This window comes from Flavobacterium jejuense, from assembly GCF_006491595.2.
In the GTDB taxonomy this organism is placed as follows: Bacteria; Bacteroidota; Bacteroidia; order Flavobacteriales; family Flavobacteriaceae; genus Flavobacterium; species Flavobacterium jejuense.
Window position 1 is genome coordinate 1 of the sequence record NZ_VEVQ02000009.1, and the last position, 22,186, is coordinate 22,186.

Genomic DNA, 22,186 nt, shown 5'->3' on the forward strand with positions numbered 1-22,186 from the left:
TTGTTCGTCTAACTATACTTTAATAAGAACTTGGACTGCAACGGATGCTTGTGGAAATATCGCTACAGATTCGCAAACTATTACTATTCAAGATACTACAGCTCCAACATTGGTTACACCATTGAGTTCAGTTTTAAATGTAATTTGTTCAGATATCCCTATCATTCCACAATTAGAATTTATTGATAATTGTTCTACAACTGTAACTATTAGTTTTGATGAAGAAATTACTACAATTTCTTCTAACGAATATATTATAATTAGAGAATGGTTAGTAAGCGATTTATGTGGAAATAGTGATTTATTTACCCAAACTATAAACGTAACTAATAATCCTATAATTATTAGAATTCCTTTTGATATATGTACTGATGATATAGCTACAGATTTATTTTTATTACTAGATACTACAATTCCTACAAATGGGGAATGGATTGATGTTTCTAATTCTGGTGGATTAAATAATTCTATATTTGATCCAATGAACTTAAGTCTTGGAAATTATATTATTCAATACTTAGTTACTGAGACAAACAGTAATTGCCCTTCAGTTTATGAAATTATAATTAATTTAAATGATGATTGTGTTGTATTACCTGCTTGTGAAATAACCATTTATAATGCTGTCTCTCCAAATAACGATAATTTAAATGATTTCTTTTTTGTTGATGGAATTGAATGTTATACCAATAATTCAATTGAAATTTATAACCGATGGGGAATTTTAGTCTTTGAAACCAATAATTATAACAATGAAAACAATGCTTTTAAAGGCTATTCACATGGAAGAACAACAATAACACAAAATGAAAAGCTACCCAATGGAACTTATTTTTATGTTTTAAAATACATTGATGCTGAAAATAATACGAATGATAAAACAGGTTATTTATATTTGAATCAATAATAATACTATTACTACTAACTCATGAGAAAAAAACTATATATCCTATATTTAACTCTATTTTCTACTTTTTCATATTCACAACAAGATTCTCAATATACACAGTATATGTACAATACTATTAATATTAATCCTGCTTATGCTGGAAGTAGAGATATATTAAGTGCTTTCTTGTTACATAGAAATCAATGGGTAGGTCTTGATGGTGCTCCAGTTACTAATAATTTTTCTATAAATATTCCATTAGGAATAAGTAATTTTGGGCTTGGATTATCGTTTATTAATGATAAAATTGGACCAACTGTAGAAAACTCTATTTCAGCAGATATTTCTTATTTTGTTCCTATTTCAGAAAACTTTAAATTATCTCTTGGAATAAAAGGAACAGCTAATTTATTTAATTTAGATGTTAATAAATTGAATATCTACAATCAAAATGATCCAAAATTTCAAAATATAAATACTGAGTTTTCTCCAAATATGGGTGCTGGTCTTTATCTATTTTCTGATAAAACTTATTTCGGATTATCTATTCCAAATATATTTGAAACAAGTAATTATGATGATAATTTGGTAGCTATTACAAAACAAAAAATGCATTATTATTTTATAGCAGGTCATGTTTTTGATTTTAGTGAAAGTTTAAAATTCAAGCCCGCTTTATTAACCAAAATAGTTGAAGGTGCTCCATTACAAGCTGATATTACTGCTAATTTCTTAATAAATGATAAATTAACATTAGGAGCTGCATATAGATGGAGTGCAGCTATTAGTGGATTAATTGGTTTTCAAATTTCAAGATCATGGTTTATAGGCTATGGTTATGATGCTGAAACTACCCGTTTAAGTAATTATAATTCTGGATCTCATGAACTATTTTTACGATACGAAATAAATACAAGAAACAGAATTACATCTCCAAGATTTTTTTAAAGATTAAACATATGAAAAAAACATTTACCCTCCTATGCATTATTTTTTACCTGCTTGGAAATGCACAAAGTTTAAAACTAGCTATAGCGGATAAAAAATATGAGAAATACTCCTATATAGACGCCATTAAGATTTATGAAAAAGTCGCAAATAAAGGACATAAATCCGCAGAATTATTCAAAAGGTTAGGTAATTCTTACTATTTTAATAGTGAACTAGAAAAATCTGTGAAATGGTATAAGGAACTATTTGATTTAAATACTGAAGTAGAACCAGAATATTATTATCGTTATTCACAATCTTTAAAATCAATTGAAGAATATGACAAAGCAAATGTTTATTTAGAATTATTTAATCAAAAAACAAATGATTCTAGAGGAAATGAGTTTGAAGAAAACAAAAATTATATCAAAGATTTATCAGAAGATTCTGGAAAGTATTTCGTTAAAAAAACTACTATAAATTCAAAATATTATGATTTTGGTCCTTCTTTTTATGGTGATAAAATTATTTTTACTTCTTCTAGACCTGATAAAGTCTTAGTAAAAAAAGTACATAATTGGACTGATCAAAATTTTACTGACTTATACATTTCCTCTCTAAATGAAGATAATACTCTAACAGAACCAGAAAATTTCTCAACCACTGTTAATTCAAAATTTAATGAATCTTCTGCTATTTTTACAAAAGATGGTAAAGAAATGTATTTTACTAGAAATAATTATTTAGAAGGCAAAAAAGGAAGAGACAAAGGAATGGATAAGGAAAGGACAACACTCATAAAAATTTACAAAGCTAGTTTAGTAGATGGAGAATGGTCTAATTTTAAGGAATTGCCTTTTAATAGTGACTTATACAGTACGGCACATCCATCATTAAGCATAGATGAAAAAACACTTTATTTTTCTTCTGATAGACCAGGTACTTTAGGAGGTGCTGATATTTTTAAAGTTTCAATAGATAGTAATGATAAATATGGAGAGCCTGAAAACTTAGGTTCTATAATTAATACTGAAGGTCGAGAATCATTCCCTTTCATTGGTCCGGATGGAACACTATATTTTGCATCTGATGGCCATTTAGGACTAGGTGGTTTAGATATTTTTGAATCTAAATACAAAGACAATTCGTTTCAAAAGCCAAAAAATATTGGGAAACCTATAAATAGTTCAAAAGATGATTTTGGTTTCATAATCAATACCCAAAAAAATGGCTATTTCACATCTAGTAGAAATGGAGGGCTAGGTTTTGATGATATTTATAAATTTACTATTTGTAGTAATTCATTGATTGGAATAGTAACCGATTTAAAAACAAATGAAATTCTACCAAATTCGACAGTTATTTTATTTGATGAAAATATGAAAGAAATTAGTACCATAAAAACAAATGATAAAGCACAATATTCTTTTGAAATTGATTGTAGTAAAAAATACTTCATTAGAGCTATAAAAGAAGAATACGAAACTGTTGAAAAACCTGTTACATCAAATAATAAAAATGGAAAAATTGAACTAAATATAACGTTAGACAAAAATATAATTCCATTTGAAATAGGAACTGATCTAGCCAAAGTTTTTAATATAAGTCTAATTTATTTTGATTTAGATAAATCTAACATTCGTCCAGATGCAGCAAGAGATATTCAAAAAGTGATTGAAGTGATGAAAGAATATCCGAAAATGCACGTTGACATTCGTTCTCATACCGATAGTAGACAAACACATAAATATAATGAAGGCTTATCAGATCGAAGAGCTAAATCTACTTTAGAATTCATGGTTGCTAATGGAATAGAAAGAGAGAGACTTACTGCAAAAGGCTTTGGAGAAACTGAGTTAATTAATGAATGTTCTGATGGAGTTCCATGTAGCGAAGAAGAACATCAAAAAAATAGAAGAAGTGAATTTATTGTAGCAAAAATAGAATAATATTTATTTCAAAAAAGACATAAAAAAAAGGCATTACGTTGGCGGTAGTAATGCCTTTTTAACAAACAAATAAACAAACATGAAGTTTTCTATTTCTTAATATACATATTTGTATAATATTTTTTATTATTGGAATCCGTTTTTACTGAGATTCCAAAATGTGTATAATCTCCTAAAATTACAGCCTTATGTTCTTGGCTGTTAATCCAAGCATTCATTGCTGCTTGTGTTGTTGCATAACCATAGGCTACATTTTCACCAACTTTAACAGCTCCTAAAACAATCTCAAAATTAGACTTTCTTTGTGAAAATCCATCATGATTTACTTGTTGAGTAGCTATCATGTAATCATTATGCTCACCTCCTTTGAATGAAATGTGCTCTATTATTTCTAAAGCATTTAATCCATTCTCAACTCTATAAGCATTAACCATATCTAATAATTCTAATTCACTTGGTGAATGAGAATAATTTTTAGATGTCTCAATCTCATTAGAATCTAAATTTTCAGTATTTGAAGAACATGCGGTTAATAAAGTAATTGTAAGCAATAGGGCAAAAAGGATTACAATTTTTTTATTCATGAGCCAAAATATTAATTTTTAGTTATCATTCATGAAATATGATTTGGTTCATAAATAATTACATGACAAATGTACAACAAAATCGATTATATGCAAATAAAATCGATGAAATACACTAAAATTTAACATTTAAAAGAATGAAAAGTACTTTTAGTAAGTAAAAAACTATATTTTTCTTACAATTTTTATAAATACATATAAAAACTGTAAGTCAAAAAAAAACATTATTCTGGGAGAATAATGTTTTTTACAAACAAATAAACAAACATGAAAAATTTATATATCTATAAATATTTTTATATAAAATTTATACGATTTAGGGCAAAAAGGTATAAATAAACTTTTGTTATCAAACCTATATGTTATTTAGAAAAATATCATAACATATTCACAGTACAAATATACAACATAATCGATAAAAAACAAATAAAATCGATAAAAAACATTAAATTTTAACATATTTAATCGATTTAACAGTTTACGGGGATAATCTATCAATATTCCAATAGTATTTTTCTGACAATTTGTATCTTATTCTATCATGAAGTCGATTAGGTCTTCCTTGCCAAAACTCAACTTCGATAGGTTTTACTAAAAAACCACCCCAAAAGTCTGGCCTAGGAATCTCTTTTGATTGGTATTCTATTTCTAATTCTTTTAATTCATTTTCTAAATAATCTCTATTAGGAATAATTTCACTTTGATTTGATACTAATGCTCCCAATTGGCTTCCAACAGGTCTTGATGCAAAATAATTATCAGAAATAGCTGTACTTGTTTTCTCTGCAATACCTTTAATAATTACTTGACGTTCCATAGAATGCCAAAAAAAAGACAAACAGATTTTTGGGTTTTCTAAAATAGCTTTCCCTTTTTCCGAATTATAATTGGTAAAAAATATAAAACCTTCTTCATTGAATTTTTTTAAAAGCACTACTCTACTTTTTGGAAAACCATCTAATCCATTTGTAGCTACAGTCATTGCATTTACTTCATCGACTCCTCCAAAATCTTCAACCTCATGAAACCATCTATTAAATAAGTTAATAGGATCTTCTGGAATACTGGATTCTAAAAGTTCACTTTTTTCGTATGATTTTCTATAGTTACTTAAATCTGACATGTTTTCTAGTTATACTACAAAGTTACTAACTTGATTTTAAAATATAATAAACAAATACTAAAATGGTTACAATCTAGCCCTGATAGAAGAGAAAATCCTTTTTTTAAATTTTGAAAACTTAAAAAAAGATTGTAACGAATAGCAGGAAATACCTTTACAAATAAATCCAAAAGTGTAGCTCCTTACAGAAGTTAATGATTTACTTTTTCTTCTTTGTAAAAAAACGAAATAAAAACTTAATGATTTTTACAAAATAAGTTTCAGAGTTTGATTTCTTTTCCATCATCTGCTAATATTATATTATCAAAAATAGTTTGTGCCTCTTCTTTAAACAATTCTATATTGCCATATCGAGTAGAATAATGTCCCATGACTAACGTTTTTGCATTTGCTTTTTTTGCTATGGTTGCAGCTTGTTTGGCTGTTGTGTGCATAGTTTTATCAGCTAAATGCGCTTCTGTTTCTAAAAAAGTAGATTCATGATATAATGTATCTACACCTTCGATTATAGGCAATATTGTTTCGTTGTAAACTGTATCACTACAAAATGCATAACTCCTTTCTGGTTCAGGATTGAAACTTAATAAATTATTTGAAACTAGGGTTCCATCTTCTAAAGTAATATCTCCACCAGATTTTATTTTTTGATAATAACAGGTTTCAATATTATACTTTTCTACAGCTTCTATATTTAATTTTCTTTTACTGTTTTTTTCTTTAAAAAGATACCCATTAGTATAAATTCTATGTTTTAATGGAATCGTTTTTACGATAACTTTTTCATCTTCAAAAACAATTTCACTTTCTGTAGATTCTAATTCGTGAAAGTACAAATTATATCCTGTGTATGACCCAGAAGCTTTTAATTGCATCAAGATGAGTTCTTTAATTCCTTTTGGTCCATAGACATGTAAGTCATTTACTCTATTGAGTAGCATAAAAGTGGAAATAAGACCTACTAAACCGTAAAAATGATCTCCATGGAGATGGGAAATAAAAATATGATTAATTCTAGAAAATTTAATTTTATGCTTTCTTAACTGTACTTGTGTGCCTTCTCCACAATCTATAAGAAACATCTGATTTTTGATTTCTAAAACCTGTGAAGTTGGATTTGTAATTGTTCTAGGTGTAGCTGCATAACAGCCTAATATGGTTAATTTCATTTTTTTCGTGTTCAGTCACAGTATTCAGTTATAATAACTGAAAGAAGTAATCTGTATTAAAATCCTAAGTCGCGTTCAATTTCTTCCATTTCAATAATATCATGAGCTTCTAAAAGGGATGGAACTACTGTTAAATATTCAGGCACTTCATCAAATTCAAGTTCATCCACTACAATTACGAATGACTTTTTTGATTTCGTGTGTTGCTTGGCTAAATTTTTAAAATTTATGACATCCTTTACGGTTACTTTTTTATCGTGTGAGAGATCTAAAATTAAATTTTGATCTTTGTAAGATGCATATTGATTCGAAATATTTTCTATAAAAGCAACTAAATCTCCTTTTGTTTCTTTCAGTACGGTTGTATGTCCTTTTTTGTCTACTTTCATAATAGTATTGTATTTTTAAGAAGCTTATTTAATTTAAAAAGTGTTATTGTTTAATTTTGCTTGCTAATAAATAGATAACTGCCATTCTAACAGCTACTCCATTTTCTACTTGATTTAAAATAACCGATTGTTGAGAATCAGCTACATCTGAAGTTATTTCTACGCCTCTATTAATCGGTCCAGGATGCATGATGACAACTTCTTTATCCAGCGAATTTAATAACTCTTTGGTTACACCATATTGTTGGGCATATTCTCTTGTAGAAGGGAAATAATTCACATCTAAACGTTCATTTTGAACGCGAAGCATATTAGCTACATCTGCCCATTCTAAAGCTGTTCTTAAATTAGGCTCTACTTTTACACCTAAAGATTCTATATATTTAGGAATTAATGTTTTTGGTCCACATACTTTTACTTCTGCTCCTTGCATTTGTAGCGCAAATATATTAGATAAGGCTACTCGAGAATGAAGAATATCTCCTACTATTACAATCTTTTTTCCGGAAACATCTCCTAATTTTTCTCTAATAGTATAACTATCTAATAAGGCTTGTGTTGGATGTTCATGAGCACCGTCACCAGCGTTTACTATACTAGCTTTTACGTTTTGCGAAAGAAAGTGTGCAGCTCCTGGACTACTATGACGCATAACCACCATATCAACTTTCATCGATAAGATATTATTTACCGTATCTATTAATGTTTCTCCTTTTTTAACAGATGATTGAGCCGCTGAAAAACTAATCACATCGGCAGATAATCTTTTTTGTGCCAATTCAAAAGACAATTTTGTACGAGTACTATTTTCAAAGAAAATATTGGCTATTGTAATATCTCTTAAAGAGGGAACTTTTTTAATGGGACGATTAATGACTTCTTTAAAATGATCGGCTGTTTCAAAGATTAAATCAATATCATTTTTATTAATATGTTTTATTCCTATTAAATGATTTACTGATAATTCTTTCATTTATATTGTTGTGTTGTCGTTTGTTGTTATTTTTTTTGTTCTAATAAGACTAAATCTTCACCATCATTTTCTATCCATTTCACCACCACTTTTTCATTATTAATGGCATCAACTTGACGTCCTCTATAATCGGGTTGAATTGGTAAATGACGGCTAAATCTTCGATCTATTAATGTTAGTAATTCTATCTCAGATGGTCTTCCGAAAGACTGAATAGCTGTTAATGCTGCTCTTATACTTCTTCCTGTATATAAAACATCATCTATAAAAACCACTTTCTTATCTTCAACTATAAAATTAATTTCAGTTCTATTTGCTTCTAGAGGTTTTTCTCCTCTTCTAAAATCATCTCTAAAGAAAGTAATATCTAAAAAACCTAGCTGGACGTCTTTTATTTTATAATCTTCTTTTAATATAGCTGCTAAACGTTCTGCAAGATGTTTTCCTCTTGGCTGAATACCAATTAAAATAGTATTTGAGAAATCGAGGTGGTTTTCTATAAGTTGGCAAGCCAAACGATGTAGTATGATATTGACTTCTTTTGCAGTTAGCAATATTTTTTGACTCATTGTTATGTTTTGTTTGGTGTGTAAATTTACAATAAAATTCTCAATTTTAATTTGGTAAAAAAAACTTTTAAAATTGTAAAAAAAATCGTAACTTTAAAAAGCAATGTAACTCAGTATATTATGTATCGAATCATTTATCTCAGTTCTGCTACTACCAAATTTAATAATGACGAAATTATCGCATTACTAAAGACTTCAAGGAGTAATAATGAAACCAACGGAATTACTGGTTTACTTCTTTATTCTGATGGAAATTTTTTACAAATTATAGAAGGCAAAAGAAAACCACTGCAAAAACTTTACGGAAAAATTAGTATGGATTCTAGACATAAGAATATCATTAAAGTATTTGAAGGTAACGTTTCCTCAAGAATTTATTCCAATTGTAAAATGGGTTTTAATAGTATTGATAGAGAATTTCATGAGAAAGGCACAATAAAAAATACCATTTATGAAAATTATAACACAGTTGTAAATAATGAAGATTCAATTGCTTCAATATTTATTGAAACATTTCTCAAATCAAGCAAAGAAAAAATCTTTATAAAATAAAAAATCCCAATTAATTGGGATTTATTTTTATGAATACATAGCTTTACGCTGTTCTTTAATTTTTGGATCTTCTAAATACTCATCAAAGGTCATATATCTATCAATAACTCCTTTTGGAGTAATTTCTAAAACTCTGTTAGCAACTGTTTGTGCAAATTCGTGATCATGAGTTGTAAATAATACAGAACCTTTAAAATTTTTCAATGAATTATTAAAAGCTGTAATCGATTCTAAATCCAAGTGGTTTGTTGGTTCATCTAACATTAATACATTAGCTCTCATCATCATCATTCTAGACAACATACAACGTACTTTTTCTCCTCCTGACAAAACGTTACATTTTTTTAGAGCTTCTTCCCCAGAAAAAATCATTTTACCTAAGAAACCTCTAATATAAACTTCATCTCTTTCTTCTTCCGTTTTAGCATATTGACGTAACCAATCCACTAAGTTTAAGTCTTTACTTTCAAAAAAATCATGATTATCACCTGGTAAATAAGATTGTGTTGTGGTAATTCCCCAATCAAATGTTCCAGAATCAGGGTTTTGATTTCCGTTTAATATTTCGTAAAAAGCAGTAGTTGCTCTAGAATCTTTAGAGAAAACTACAACTTTATCTCCTTTAGCCATGTTTAAATCTACATTACTAAATAATATCTCTCCATCAACTGAAGCACTTAAATTTTGAACATTTAAAATTTGGTCACCTGCTTCTCTTTCTGTGTCAAAAATTATGGCAGGATACCTTCTACTAGAAGGTTTGATTTCATCCAAATTTAGCTTGTCAATCATCTTTTTACGAGAAGTAGCTTGTTTCGATTTTGCTACATTGGCACTAAAACGACGAATGAACTCTTCTAACTCTGCTTTTTTCTCTTCAGCTTTCTTATTTTGTTGTGCTTTTTGTTTAGCCGCTAATTGACTAGACTCATACCAAAAAGTATAATTACCTGAATAATGATTAATTTTTCCAAAGTCAATATCTGATACATGTGTACAAACCGAATCCAAAAAGTGACGGTCATGTGATACAACTAATACTGTATTTTCATAATTAGCCAAGAAATTTTCTAACCAACCGATAGTTTCAAAATCTAAGTCGTTGGTTGGCTCATCCATTATTAGAACATCAGGATTACCAAAAAGAGCTTGTGCTAATAAAACACGTACTTTTAGTTTTCCTTCTAATTCACTCATTAATGTATAATGATAATCTGCAGAAATTCCTAAGTTAGATAACATCGAGCCAGCATCAGAATCAGCATTCCATCCATTCATTTCATCAAATTGCAGTTGCAACTCACCTATTCGATCTGCATTTTCATCCGTGTAATCCAAATACAAAGCATCCATTTCTGATTTAATAGCATGTAATACTTTATTTCCCATCAGTACTGTTTCCAAAACCGTATGTTCATCAAACATATTGTGATTTTGGTTTAAAACCGACATACGTTTTCCTGGTTCAAGTATTACTCTTCCTGATGTAGGATCAACTTCCCCTGATAAAATTTTTAAAAAGGTAGATTTTCCAGCACCGTTAGCACCAATGATTCCGTAGCAATTACCTTGAGTGAAGGTCACATTTACTTCGTCAAATAAAATACGTTTACCAAATTGAACTGATAAATTAGAAACTGTTAACATTATTATTGTTTTTTATAAAATTGTTGCAAAAGTAGAAAAAAATATGCAGTTTTGGTATTCTAATGAATGTATAACTTATATTATGTTTATTTTAACGCATCATTAACAAGACCTTTAACATGGAAAATTTATTTTTGTTCTCTAATAATTAGTAAATTAATAAATGATTCAAAGATATATTAAATACTTTTTACCCTTATCTATCCTTGCTTTAACCACATTAACTTCTTGTAAAAAAGTTTTTCAACCAGATAATTATGTGGCCTATTTTGGAGGAGAAATTATTAATCCACAAGATAATTATGTATTGTTTATGAAGGATGAAACTGTTTTAGACACTATTCGACTAGATAAAAATAATCGTTTTTTACATAAATTTGATTCTCTCGCACCTGGCTTATATACCTTTAAACACACTCCTGAATTTCAGTATGTTTATTTTGATAAGAATGATAGTTTAATGATTCGTTTGAATTCTTTGGACTTTGACAACACCCTATCCTTTTGTGGAAGAGGTGATGAAAAAAATAATTTTCTAATTGATTTATATCTAAAAAATGAAAATGATAGATCAAACTTATATGAAATTTTAGATAAAGATTTAGAAACTTACAATGCATCAATTGATTCTAGTTACGAAAATAGAAAAGCTTATTATTTAAAACGTAAATCTGAAATAAACTGGAACCCTAATTTTGATGCTATTGCGGAAGCAGGTCTAAATTTACATTACTTTTACAAAAAAGAATTATATCCTTATGCTCACGAATACAAAACTGGTGAGAACATTTGTCCAAAATTACCAAAAGATTATTATTCATACAGAAAAACATTAAACTTAAACAACCCTCAATTAGGTAGCTTTTCTCCTTTTATAAAATATGTTTCTGCTTTATTAAATAATGTTACTTATGAAAAAGGGAAATGCAAATTAGAAACAAAATCTCTAGAGAAAAATATTAAGAAATTAAATATTGCTGATACTTTATTAAAAGACAAAAATGTAAAAAACATTGTTTTAAACAATATAGCTTACATGTATCTATTAGAAGATCAGAATATGTATAATAACAAAAAATTTATTGATAGATATATAGAACTATCTTCTGATGAAGAAAAACATAGAGAAGTAACTCAAATCTATAATGCAGTACAAAACTTAAAAGTAGGTAATTTACTTCCTAAAGTTTCTTTAATAGATAAACATTCTAAAACTATTGATTTACAAAATTTTATAAATAATAAAGAAACAGTAATATTCTTTTGGACCACTCATGCAGAATCACATATTAAAACTGTTCATGAAAAAGTATTAGCCTTAAAAAACAAGTATCCAAATATCAATTTTATAGCTATAAATATTAATGATAGTAAGGAAAATTGGCTAGAAACATTCAAAAAATATGATTTTAAGGAAGTTATTGAACTTAAGGCCACTAATTTTGATGAAATTAAAGAAAGTTGGGTAATTACTAAAATTCATAGGACACTAATCCTTAATCCAGATGGAACCATTAAAAATGCTTTTGCTAATTTATTTGATGCCCATTTTGAAAAAGATTTATAATATAAATTAAAACTAAAAAGAGCGATTATCAATGATAATCGCTCTTTTTTTAGCTTATAATATTTTTTACTTATTTCCTTTTTCGAAATCAGCAATAAATTGAGCTAAGCCAATATCTGTTAAAGGATGCTTTAGTAATCCTAAGATTGATGATAAAGGTCCTGTCATAACATCTGCTCCAATTTTTGCACAATTTACCACATGCATTGTATGACGAACTGAGGCAGCTAATATTTGTGTTTCAAAACCATAATTATCATAAATTTGACGAATTTCATCTATCAAATTCAAACCATCTGTAGAAACGTCATCTAATCTTCCTAAAAAAGGAGAACAATAAGTAGCTCCAGCTTTAGCTGCTAACAATGCTTGACCTGCAGAGAATATTAAAGTTACATTAGTTTTTACTCCTTTATCTGAAAAATATTTACAGGCTTTAATTCCTTCTTTAGTCATTGGTAACTTAACGACAATTTGTTCGTGTAAGTCAGCCAATTCTTCACCTTCTTTAATCATTCCGTCATAATCTACCGCATTCACTTCTGCACTTACATCTCCTTCAACAATATTACAAATATCCACATAATGTTTTAAGATATTATTTTTACCCGTAATACCTTCTTTAGCCATTAATGATGGATTTGTAGTAACTCCATCCAAAACACCTAGTGCTTGCGCTTCTTTAATTTGATCTAGATTAGCCGTGTCAATAAAAAATTTCATACGTTTTTGTTTTTATTTTATATGTGTGTTGTTAAAAATGCAAAAATACAATTTATTTTTTCTAAATTATAAAATTATAATCTTATAACTTATAATGGTTCATAAGTAATTTTTCATACCATACATCAGGTAAAATACGTTTCAACACGATAGAAAACTTTTGCATAAAGGCACCAACTTTATAATGAATTTTGTTTTTTTTACTAGTAATAATTTTAAAAATAACTTCAGCCATTTCATTTGGATTACTCCCAGAATCAACATGATTATTCATCATATCCAATGTCATTCCATAGGTTTTCTCATAAGGTGAACCTGAAATAACTGGTGCGTGATATCTACCAGCAGCAATATTAGTAGCAAAATCTCCAGGAGCTACATTTACAATGGAAATACCAAAAGATTTTACTTCCATATTCATCGCTTCGGTAACCAATTCCAAAGCTCCTTTTGAAGCCGAATAAACACCTCTAAAGGGCAATCCCATATATCCTGCTATAGAAGTAATATTAAGAATCAAACCGCTTTTCTGAGAACGCATTTGTGGTAAAACAGCTTTCATTACTTCGATAGGCCCAAATAAATTAGTTTCAAAATTGTTTTTAATCTCTTCTGTTGGAATTTCTTCTAAAGGACCTGTAATTCCTACTCCCGCATTATTAATTACAACATCAACTTTACCTTCTTTATCAATAAGTTGTTGAATTGCATTTTTTATGCTTTCAACATTTCTAACATCAAGTGCTAACAAAGGAATTCTTGAATTTTCAATCTTTTCTGGGTTCCTACTAGTTCCATAAACTATAAAGCCTTTATTCAATAAATATTCTCCAATAGCTTTTCCAATTCCAGACGAAGCTCCTGTAATAAAAACAACTTTATTCATTTTTCTAAATTATATTGCGAAATTAAAACTTTTAGTAAGTAAAATAAAACTATTTTAAAGAAATTCCTAAACCTGGCCGATTAGATAGTTCAATTTTTCCATTTGCAATAGAAGTTCCTATTGCAATATCATTAATTATTAAATTAGCACCATCCAAATCCACAAAATCAACTAAAGGTGCTAAAACTGCTCCCGCAGAAATACCTACAGTGGTTTCGGTCATACATCCTATCATAATTTTAAAATGGTTTTCTTTAGCTTTTTTTATAAATTCTAAAGCGGGTGTCAGACCACCAACTTTTACCAACTTAACATTAAGTACTTTATAATGTGGTTTTAGAGTTTCAATATTTCCAATTCCTTGAGAATCTTCATCTGCCATCCAATTTACCAATTTTGAACTATCTAAGTAAGAGTAATTTTCTTGTCCCACTTTTAAAGGTTGTTCCACATAGCTCAATCTTTCTCCTATAATATGTTCTTCTAAAAACTTACAGTCTTCTACTGAAAAACTTCCATTTGCATCTAAAGCAATCTCTTTTTGGGTACTTAATAATTTTTCAATGGATTTTAAATCAAATCGGTTACATTTTACTTTGAATTTTCTCCAATCTGAGGTATTAATTTTTGTTATTTGATTTTCAGTTGGCGCTATACTAATAGTTAATGAAGAATCATTTAAGTTGAAATAATTAATATTATTTAGTGCTAAAAAACTTTTATTTTCAAGTTTACCAAATAGATCCCAATATGCACAATCTAAAGCAGAAAGTAAAAAAGAGGAAATCTCAAAAGTTTTTAAAAAAGAATAAAACTCAAAAGGATGCTGAATAGCTTCTCTTTCAACATGTATTTTAATTTGATTCAATTTGGCTATAAAATCTTTTAAATCAATATGGTAATAATCAATAGCTGTACATTCTCCAAATCCGATTTTACCATTTTTCGATAATGAAATTATTAAGGCTTCCCTAAAAGCATATTTTCCATAACTTATTGAAAATATTTCTTTTAATTCCAATCGAACAATTTGCCAATTTAATTTCATATTTATAGTATTGGCATAAAAATAAAAAATCTCCATGAAGGAGACTAAAATATTACAAAAAAAGTATTTTAAAAATACTAATATAAAAAAATGGCAAGCGACCTACATCGCACCGCTACAACCGCTTACCCTTGCTGTGTTCCCACCCTGGGGGAGTCTGCAGGAGCTGGTCGTGTAGGACTTGCCAGTGCAAATATACAAACATTTTATATTTTTGCAAGGACAATTGTAACTTTAAAAAAACGTTGTATATTGTACTAATAAAATTTTACTGTGATGATGAATCTTAAGCCTTTCGCTTTCATACTATTAAGCCTTTTTATTAATTCGTGTGGGAACAAAAATAATGATGAAAAAAAAATATTTTCTATAGATACTTCTGCTTTAAAACAGGTTTATCAACTAGATGAGAGTGTAAATTTGATTATCAAAAATGAAGAAAATAAAACTATTGACTCAGTAGTTTATTTAATTAATGATGTAAAAATTGGCTCTGCTAAAAATAATAGTAAATTAAAATTTAACTTATCTAATCAAAAATTAGGTTACCAAAAGATTAATGCCACAATTTTTTCAGATGATACAAATGTAGCCGTAACTGCTAACTTTATGGTTGCTTCTAATGTAAACCCAAAAGCACTGAAATATAAAATTATAAACACCTATCCACATGATATCAAAGCTTACACCCAAGGTTTTGAATTTTATAGAGACACTTTATATGAAGGTACAGGAAATGGAGAAGGAAAAGGAACAGGAAAAAGAGGTATTTCAAGTTTAAGAAAAACAAATTATAAAACAGGTGAAGTTTATAAGACTGTATCTTTATCTGAACAATATTTTGGTGAAGGAATTACTATTTTAAACAACAAAGTATATCAATTGACTTGGTTAAATAATGAAGGTTATGTTTATAATGCAGATACGTTTGAAAAAATTAAAACTTTTAAATATTTCAAAGAAATGCAAGGTTGGGGTTTAACCAATGATGGTAAAAATTTATACATGAGTGAAGGAAGTGAAAAAATTTATATTTTAGACCCTGAAACACTTCAAGAAGTCGATTACATAAATGTGTATACTAAGAAAGCCAAAATTGAAGCGCTCAACGAACTAGAATGGATAGAAGGAAAGATATGGGCTAATGTATATGGTAAAGATGCTTTAGCGGTTATAAACCCAAAAAACGGAGCTGTAGAAGGTATTTTAGATTTAAAAGATTTAAAGACAAAAGTAACACAACATCCAGATGTTGATGTTTTAAATGGTATTGCTTATAATCCTAAAACAAAGACTGTTTTTCTTACGGGTAAAAATTGGGATAAAACATTTGAAATTGTTTTAGAATAATTCTTTGTCAAACAAAGTTAACATATCAATTCCAGCTCCTTGTCATGAAAATTGGCATACAATGACTCTTGTCGAAAAAGGAAAGTTCTGTACTAGTTGTCAGAAAAATATAACTGATTTTACTAAATCATCAGATAGTCAAATTATAGAAGCAATTCATAAAGACACAAATTTATGTGGTCGATTTTTAATTAGTCAACTAGACAGAACTATTGAAAAAACTAGTCTTAAAAGAAAAAACTGGTTAGCCTTGGCTACTTTAACTAGTTTATTAAGTTTTGGAATGCAAGAAATTTTTGCACAAGGAAATCCAATAAAAATAGAGAAAACTGACAAAAAATTTGAATTTGATCAAACCAAAAAAAAATTAAGTCAAGAATCCATAATAACTGGAACAATAAATGATGAATTAGGTCCTTTATCATCCGCTCAAATAAACGTAAAAGGAACAAACAACTATGTGATTTCTGATTTTAATGGTACTTTTTCTATTAAAGCATCTTTAGGAGATATTTTAATTGTTACATACGTAGGATATAAAACTCATGAAGAAATAATTTCAACTAAGAAAGAATATATTATTAATCTAAAATCAGACATAATTACTGAAGATCAAACAATTATAGTAGCTGGTGGTATTTGTATTAGAAGAACTTTCTTTGGTAGAATATTCTATAAAATTGGAAATCTATTTCGATAGGAAAGGAGCAAAAATTACCTCTTTTTAGCTCTTTTCTCTTTATAATATTCTTTAGTACTAATGTAAATTGTTTTATTCAATTCAGTAAAAACAACCTCTTTTCCATTGGTTATTTTTAGATTTTTAACCCAATCCACTTCTTTTTCTTGTTTTACTTTTTCAATAATTTCAGTTATTTCTCCTTTGTTAAATTCGAAAGTTACGTGAGCATTGTTATAAGCTGGTCTTTTAAATCTAATTTTAGTTGATTTATCCCAAACTACATACTCCTTTCCCAAAATCTGCATTAGTTGAATCATGTAAATAGGATCAGTTGCTGAAAACAAACTTCCTCCAAACATAGACCCTACATAATTCTTGTTTCTATAAGATAAAGGAATTTTAACTTTTACCACATGTAAATCATCAGAAACAAAAGTAATTCTTCCACAACTTCTTCTGTACATAGGAGAAATATTAAACATGATTTTAAATAAAGTAGCTTTCTTAAAAAAACGATTTAAGAAAGTAAAAATGGAGTCATACATAGCATTAAACCGTCAAATGAGTCACTATATCCTTTACAGGCTGAATGGATTTTGTATGTTCTATACTTGGTCCTGCAACCCAAACTGTTTTGTATGTTACTTGTTTTGCTGCTTTTTCAGTTGCTTTCATACCAATATAAAAACGAACCATCTTTACCCATTTTTTTAAAGATTTATTTTTATTTAATATACGTTCTAACCAACTTTGTTTTGTTCCTACTTTTTGAACATAAGGTGTATTGATTACAGAACAAGGTGTACCAGAAATACGCTCTGTCATTATGATATCATTTTTACCATAATCAACACACGCTTGTTTATATTCATCAGAAACTCCTGCCTCTATTGATGCTATAAAAGGACTTCCTACAGAGACTCCTATTGCACCATAACCTAGCATTGCATCTAATTCTGCCTTACTTCCTACTCCACCAGCAGAAATAACTGGTAATGAAGTTTTCTCATTTAATTCTTTAATTAACATTTCCGGACTAATATTTCCTCTATGGCCACCAGCTTTATTATTAACTGCAACTAATGCATCTGCTCCTAAGCCTTCCACTTTTTTTGCAAATGATAAATCAGTTACATCACAAAACACTTTTATTCCTACTTTATGAGCTTGTATAATAGTTTCTTCTGGACTACCTAAAGAAGTTAAAATAAAATCAACTCCCTCATCACAAAGCACTCTGAGTTGTTCTTTAAATTTTACATTTGATTTATTAACAATTAAATTATAACCAAAACTTCCTCCTTCAACTTTCGCAGCTTTTAGCTCTTTTATAGAAGCTTTTAGCTCATCTAAAGTTCTGTAATTTAATGCTGGAATACATCCTGCAATTCCACTATTCATAGCTTCAATTACCATTTTGGTATTAGAAACTAAAAACATAGGAGCCATAATTATAGGGTATTTAATTCCAAGTATCGTTTTTAAATTTGGTTTTTCCATTTTAGTCTAATTTTATTCAAATATAGTAAAGTTTTAACAAATAGTATGCATGCATACTATTTGTTTTTTAACATATTATCTCTTTTTATGTGAAGATGTTGGCTTAGAATTACTTCCTTTTTTTATTTCATACTTATCTAATGTAGTATTATAGGAATAAGTATTTTGTTGTGTCTTATTTTTTAAAATAAAATCTCCATTAGGCAATAAATTAAATTCGAAACCTTCTTTTCTGTTTCGTTCTTGAGTTTCAGAAGCTGTTTTATTTTTATCTAAATAAATCGTTTCAACTATATGACTCGATTTTTGTGTATTACCAATAAGTAATTCCTTTTTTTTAATATTCCAAATTTGAGATTCAACTATATCTTGATTTTCATTTTTTAACTTCGTATTTATTTTATTTTTCTCTTCCCAATGAATATGATATAACTTAATTTCATTAACTGTAAATGGTGTAATACTGAAATTGATAGGTTCTAAAAAAGGATGAATGCTATTATTTAACTCTATAACTTCTTGAATTCCTTCATTTAAGACATACAATACTATTTTTTTTTGTTTGTTAACAGTAACTATTTCAGCAGTAAGGTTATCTACTTTAGCTAAAACAGTCTTTGATGTAGATTTTTTACTTGTTGCCTTTTTCTTTTGAGAAAAACCAGAAGTAACCACTATAAGTAGTAAAACCAAAAAAAGTCTTTTCATACTATTATTATTTGAATTTATATCACCAATTAGATTTTTTAATATTAGTGACTAAGGTTTTCCTTTTACGTTTATTAAAAGTTACCAAAGTACAAAAAACATTGGTACAATAGATAAAACACAAAAAACTTCTTTTTTGTACAGAAATTATAATAAATGTTAAAAAAATCTAATAATTTATAGATTAAATAATAATTCTAATTTTTTTAAAATAAATTTGAGGAAAACAAAACCAAAATAACCAATAACCCTATTTATGTTAAAAAAAGTCACATTGCTTACAACCTGTTTTCTATTTTTATTTTCGGTTGGAAGCCACGCTCAGAGAAAAAGCAAAAAAAAGAATTCAAAAGGTACTATTACTGCAACTACTAAAAAGCCCGAAGAAAAAAAAGGTCCTAAACCCTATGATAAAGTAATAGATTCAACTGCTATTACTCAAAAAGGGCTAATTGATGTTCACAAAATGGATAAGAAATTTTTATTTGAAATTTCTGATTCCTTAATTGGTAAAGAAATAATGACTATTACTCGTTACTCAAAAACTCCAGCTGGTGGAGGGATTTTTGGAGGAGAAGAAATTAATAGACAAGTTGTGAAATTTGAAAGAGGATTAAATGATAATATTCTTTTACGCTCTATTACCTATGTAATTATGTCTCCAGATGAGGACAAACCAATTGCAAGAGCTGTTAAAAATTCAAACTCTGATCCAATTATAGGTAACTATGATATATTGGCATACAAAAAAGATGCATCTGGAAAAGAAAATACTGGTTATGTAATAGATATGAATTCAACTTTTGATGCAGATGTTCAAACTTTTTCATTAAGTCCAATTAACAAGCAGCTTTTAAGTATTCAATCTTTTCAAAAAGATAAATCATTCATTCAGGATATTAAAAGTTTTCCAATAAATACAGAAATTAGAAGTGTAAAAACTTTCTCTACAGAACAACCAAGAATATCTAGAACTCCTTCTCCAAAAATAGGAGTAGATTTACCATCAGGATTAGATGCAGGTGTAGTAACATTAGAATTAAATACATCTATGCTCCTTTTACCTGAAAAACCAATGCGAAAAAGACTATTTGACAAGAGAGTTGGATATTTTGCTAATGATTATGATGTCTTCAAAGAGGAATCTTTAAAAGCAGATAGAGAAGTATTTGCAGTAAGATGGAAATTAGAGCCAAAAAATGAAGAGGATGCTCAAAAACAAAAAAATGGAGAATTAATAGAACCTAAAAAACCAATTGTATACTACATTGATCCAGCTACTCCTGACAAATGGAAGCCTTTTATTAAACAAGGAATAGACGACTGGAAAGTCGCTTTTGAGTTCGCAGGATGGAAGAATGCTATTAGAGGTGAATATTGGCCAGAAAATGATCCAACAATGAGCTTAGAAGATGCACGTTTCTCTGTTTTAAGATATTTTGCAGCAGATATTCCTAATGCATATGGACCAAATGTTCATGACCCAAGAACTGGTGAAATTTTAGAAAGTCACATTGGTTGGTATCATAATGTAATGAGCTTATTACGTGATTGGTATTTAGTACAAACAGCTGCAGTTGATCCAAGAGCTAGAAACAAAAAGTTTGATGATAAATTAATGGGGGAATTAATTCGTTTTGTATCTTCTCATGAAGTTGGTCATACATTAGGCTTACGTCACAATATGGGAGCTAGTAACGCGACTCCTGTAGAAATGCTTAGAAACAAAGAGTTTATCGATAAAAACGGACATACTTCTTCAATAATGGATTATGCTAGATTTAATTATGTAGCACAACCAGAAGATAACATTACAGATTTATTCCCAAGAATTGGAGATTATGATAAATGGGCTATAAAATGGGGTTATTCTTACTTTAAAGATGCGAAAAGTGAAGAAGAAGAAAAAGCCTTATTAAACACGATGACCAAAGAAGCTTATAAAAATCGTCGTTTATGGTTTGGTACTGAAACTAGTCCTTATGACCCAAGATATCAAACAGAAGATTTAGGTGATAATGCAATGAAAGCTTCTGAATATGGTATAAAAAATCTTAAACGAATTTTACCAAATTTAATTGATTGGAGTAAAGAAGATGGTGAAGATTATTCTGAATTAGAAGATTTATATGGTTCTTTAATAGGACAATTTAGAAGATATATGGGACATGTTACCAAAAATGTAGGAGGGATTTATGAAACACCTAAAACCTATGATATGGAAGGGGCTCAATATGAAGTAACACCAAGTACTATTCAAAATGATGCTGTTTCTTTCTTAAATACTCAATTATTTAAAACTCCTAAATGGCTTTTAGATGAAAATATTCTATCTAAAATAAATCCTGATAATGGTGTTGAAGCTATTAAAAACCTACAGAACAATACATTATCTAGCTTATTATCTGGTGATCGCTTAATTCGATTAATTGAAACTTCATCAGTAAATAAAGAAAATTATTCTGTAGATAAACTTATGACAGATTTGAAAAAAGGAATTTTTTCTGAATTAAGATCAGGAACTTCAATAGATGTTTACAGAAGAAATTTACAAAAATTATATGTTAATGAACTTATAGATGCACTAGATGTAGATGGAAAACAAACAGCTAGAGGTTTAAACAGAAGATCAGTTAAATACAGTGAGACAGATATTCCTTCAATTGCCAGAGGACAATTATCAGAGTTAAAAAGAGAAATTAAAACCGCATTAACTATTACTAGCGATCGTTTGAGTAAATTTCATTTACAAGATGTATTAGCAAAAATTGACGCTGCGTTAGATCCTAAATAAACTTAAAAAAATCTTTAAAAAAGTCGTTTCGAAGTATTTTGAAACGGCTTTTTTTATAATAGAAGTATATTATCAGGAGCACAAAAATAGTGCTTCGGTTGAAAAAAGGTCCTGCTATCCACTATATCTTTTCTTTTTCACCCAATCTCGTTAATCT

21 protein-coding genes and 1 other RNA gene are annotated in these 22,186 nt (G+C 28.5%); 8 read left to right on the forward strand and 14 right to left on the reverse strand.

The window, feature by feature from the left end; all coding sequences use genetic code 11:
- From FIA58_RS13615 to FIA58_RS13625, 3 genes are all read left to right on the forward strand, one after another.
- Positions 1–907: gliding motility-associated C-terminal domain-containing protein (locus tag FIA58_RS13615; protein ID WP_140963039.1), on the forward strand; the 907-nt coding region annotated here is incomplete at its 5' end.
- A 21-nt stretch (positions 908–928) separates the two neighbouring features.
- Positions 929–1,837 carry a PorP/SprF family type IX secretion system membrane protein gene (locus FIA58_RS13620; RefSeq protein WP_140963040.1) on the forward strand — a complete coding sequence of 303 codons (909 nt, stop codon included), beginning with the start codon at positions 929–931 and terminating at the stop codon, positions 1,835–1,837.
- An 11-nt stretch (positions 1,838–1,848) separates the two neighbouring features.
- A complete protein-coding gene (locus tag FIA58_RS13625) occupies positions 1,849–3,768 on the forward strand; it encodes an OmpA family protein (protein WP_140963041.1) in 1,920 nt (639 codons plus the stop codon).
- Positions 3,769–3,857: 89 nt separating this feature from the next.
- On the opposite strand, the gene FIA58_RS13630 is transcribed toward FIA58_RS13625, so the two are convergent.
- The 6 genes from FIA58_RS13630 to pyrR form a co-directional block, all read right to left on the reverse strand.
- Positions 3,858–4,352: a CAP domain-containing protein gene (locus FIA58_RS13630; protein ID WP_140963042.1), complete on the reverse strand. Its 495-nt coding sequence runs from the start codon at positions 4,350–4,352 to the stop codon at positions 3,858–3,860.
- 478 nt (positions 4,353–4,830) lie between these two features.
- Entirely contained in the window at positions 4,831–5,475 is a 645-nt protein-coding gene (pdxH, locus tag FIA58_RS13635) for a pyridoxamine 5'-phosphate oxidase (RefSeq protein ID WP_140963043.1), read from the reverse strand.
- 260 nt (positions 5,476–5,735) lie between these two features.
- The gene (locus FIA58_RS13640; protein WP_140963044.1) at positions 5,736–6,641 is read right to left on the reverse strand and encodes a ribonuclease Z; all 906 of its coding nucleotides are present in this window, start codon (positions 6,639–6,641) and stop codon (positions 5,736–5,738) included.
- 56 nt (positions 6,642–6,697) lie between these two features.
- The gene (locus FIA58_RS13645; protein WP_140963045.1) at positions 6,698–7,030 is read right to left on the reverse strand and encodes a ribonuclease Z; all 333 of its coding nucleotides are present in this window, start codon (positions 7,028–7,030) and stop codon (positions 6,698–6,700) included.
- Between the two features lie 43 nt (positions 7,031–7,073).
- A complete protein-coding gene (locus FIA58_RS13650) occupies positions 7,074–8,003 on the reverse strand; it encodes an aspartate carbamoyltransferase catalytic subunit (protein WP_140963046.1) in 930 nt (309 codons plus the stop codon).
- Positions 8,004–8,029: 26 nt separating this feature from the next.
- Entirely contained in the window at positions 8,030–8,572 is a 543-nt protein-coding gene (gene pyrR / locus FIA58_RS13655) for a bifunctional pyr operon transcriptional regulator/uracil phosphoribosyltransferase PyrR (RefSeq protein ID WP_140963047.1), read from the reverse strand.
- A 120-nt stretch (positions 8,573–8,692) separates the two neighbouring features.
- Here pyrR and FIA58_RS13660 point away from each other — a divergent pair, with 120 nt between their 5' ends.
- Positions 8,693–9,124 (forward strand): BLUF domain-containing protein, encoded by a 432-nt coding sequence (locus FIA58_RS13660; protein ID WP_140963048.1) that lies wholly within the window; start codon positions 8,693–8,695, stop codon positions 9,122–9,124.
- A gap of 27 nt (positions 9,125–9,151) precedes the next feature.
- Here FIA58_RS13660 and FIA58_RS13665 read toward each other — a convergent pair whose 3' ends face one another.
- Positions 9,152–10,771: an ABC-F family ATP-binding cassette domain-containing protein gene (locus FIA58_RS13665; protein WP_140963049.1), complete on the reverse strand. Its 1,620-nt coding sequence runs from the start codon at positions 10,769–10,771 to the stop codon at positions 9,152–9,154.
- Positions 10,772–10,934: 163 nt separating this feature from the next.
- Between FIA58_RS13665 and FIA58_RS13670 the strand changes: the two genes are divergently transcribed.
- Positions 10,935–12,338, forward strand: coding sequence for a thioredoxin-like domain-containing protein (locus FIA58_RS13670; RefSeq protein WP_140963050.1), 1,404 nt, complete (start codon positions 10,935–10,937; stop codon positions 12,336–12,338).
- A 66-nt stretch (positions 12,339–12,404) separates the two neighbouring features.
- On the opposite strand, the gene fsa is transcribed toward FIA58_RS13670, so the two are convergent.
- The 4 genes from fsa to ffs all read right to left on the reverse strand — a co-directional run bounded on the left by fsa (position 12,405) and on the right by ffs (position 15,182).
- On the reverse strand, positions 12,405–13,061 hold the full coding sequence (gene fsa / locus FIA58_RS13675) for a fructose-6-phosphate aldolase (protein ID WP_140963051.1): 657 nt from the start codon (positions 13,059–13,061) through the stop codon (positions 12,405–12,407).
- A gap of 82 nt (positions 13,062–13,143) precedes the next feature.
- On the reverse strand, positions 13,144–13,947 hold the full coding sequence (locus FIA58_RS13680; RefSeq protein WP_140963052.1) for an SDR family oxidoreductase: 804 nt from the start codon (positions 13,945–13,947) through the stop codon (positions 13,144–13,146).
- 49 nt (positions 13,948–13,996) lie between these two features.
- Positions 13,997–14,995: an enolase C-terminal domain-like protein gene (locus FIA58_RS13685; protein ID WP_140963053.1), complete on the reverse strand. Its 999-nt coding sequence runs from the start codon at positions 14,993–14,995 to the stop codon at positions 13,997–13,999.
- Positions 14,996–15,083: 88 nt separating this feature from the next.
- An RNA gene (gene ffs / locus FIA58_RS13690) (signal recognition particle sRNA small type) lies at positions 15,084–15,182 on the reverse strand.
- Between the two features lie 89 nt (positions 15,183–15,271).
- Here ffs and FIA58_RS13695 point away from each other — a divergent pair.
- Together FIA58_RS13695 and FIA58_RS13700 are read left to right on the forward strand one after the other, a co-directional pair.
- Positions 15,272–16,345, forward strand: a complete 1,074-nt coding sequence (locus FIA58_RS13695; protein ID WP_140963054.1) for a glutaminyl-peptide cyclotransferase — start codon at positions 15,272–15,274, stop codon at positions 16,343–16,345.
- Positions 16,346–16,349: 4 nt separating this feature from the next.
- Positions 16,350–17,045 carry a carboxypeptidase-like regulatory domain-containing protein gene (locus FIA58_RS13700; RefSeq protein ID WP_140963055.1) on the forward strand — a complete coding sequence of 232 codons (696 nt, stop codon included), beginning with the start codon at positions 16,350–16,352 and terminating at the stop codon, positions 17,043–17,045.
- 14 nt (positions 17,046–17,059) lie between these two features.
- Here the strand turns inward: FIA58_RS13700 and FIA58_RS13705 are convergent, their stop codons facing one another.
- The 3 genes from FIA58_RS13705 to FIA58_RS13715 form a co-directional block, all read right to left on the reverse strand.
- Positions 17,060–17,509 carry a DUF4442 domain-containing protein gene (locus tag FIA58_RS13705; RefSeq protein WP_243754678.1) on the reverse strand — a complete coding sequence of 150 codons (450 nt, stop codon included), beginning with the start codon at positions 17,507–17,509 and terminating at the stop codon, positions 17,060–17,062.
- Between the two features lie 67 nt (positions 17,510–17,576).
- Positions 17,577–18,527: an NAD(P)H-dependent flavin oxidoreductase gene (locus tag FIA58_RS13710; RefSeq protein ID WP_140963057.1), complete on the reverse strand. Its 951-nt coding sequence runs from the start codon at positions 18,525–18,527 to the stop codon at positions 17,577–17,579.
- Positions 18,528–18,602: 75 nt separating this feature from the next.
- Positions 18,603–19,235 carry a hypothetical protein gene (locus tag FIA58_RS13715; protein WP_140963058.1) on the reverse strand — a complete coding sequence of 211 codons (633 nt, stop codon included), beginning with the start codon at positions 19,233–19,235 and terminating at the stop codon, positions 18,603–18,605.
- A 256-nt stretch (positions 19,236–19,491) separates the two neighbouring features.
- Between FIA58_RS13715 and FIA58_RS13720 the strand changes: the two genes are divergently transcribed.
- Entirely contained in the window at positions 19,492–22,029 is a 2,538-nt protein-coding gene (locus FIA58_RS13720; RefSeq protein ID WP_140963059.1) for a zinc-dependent metalloprotease, read from the forward strand.
- The last annotated feature ends 157 nt before the right edge of the window (positions 22,030–22,186 follow it).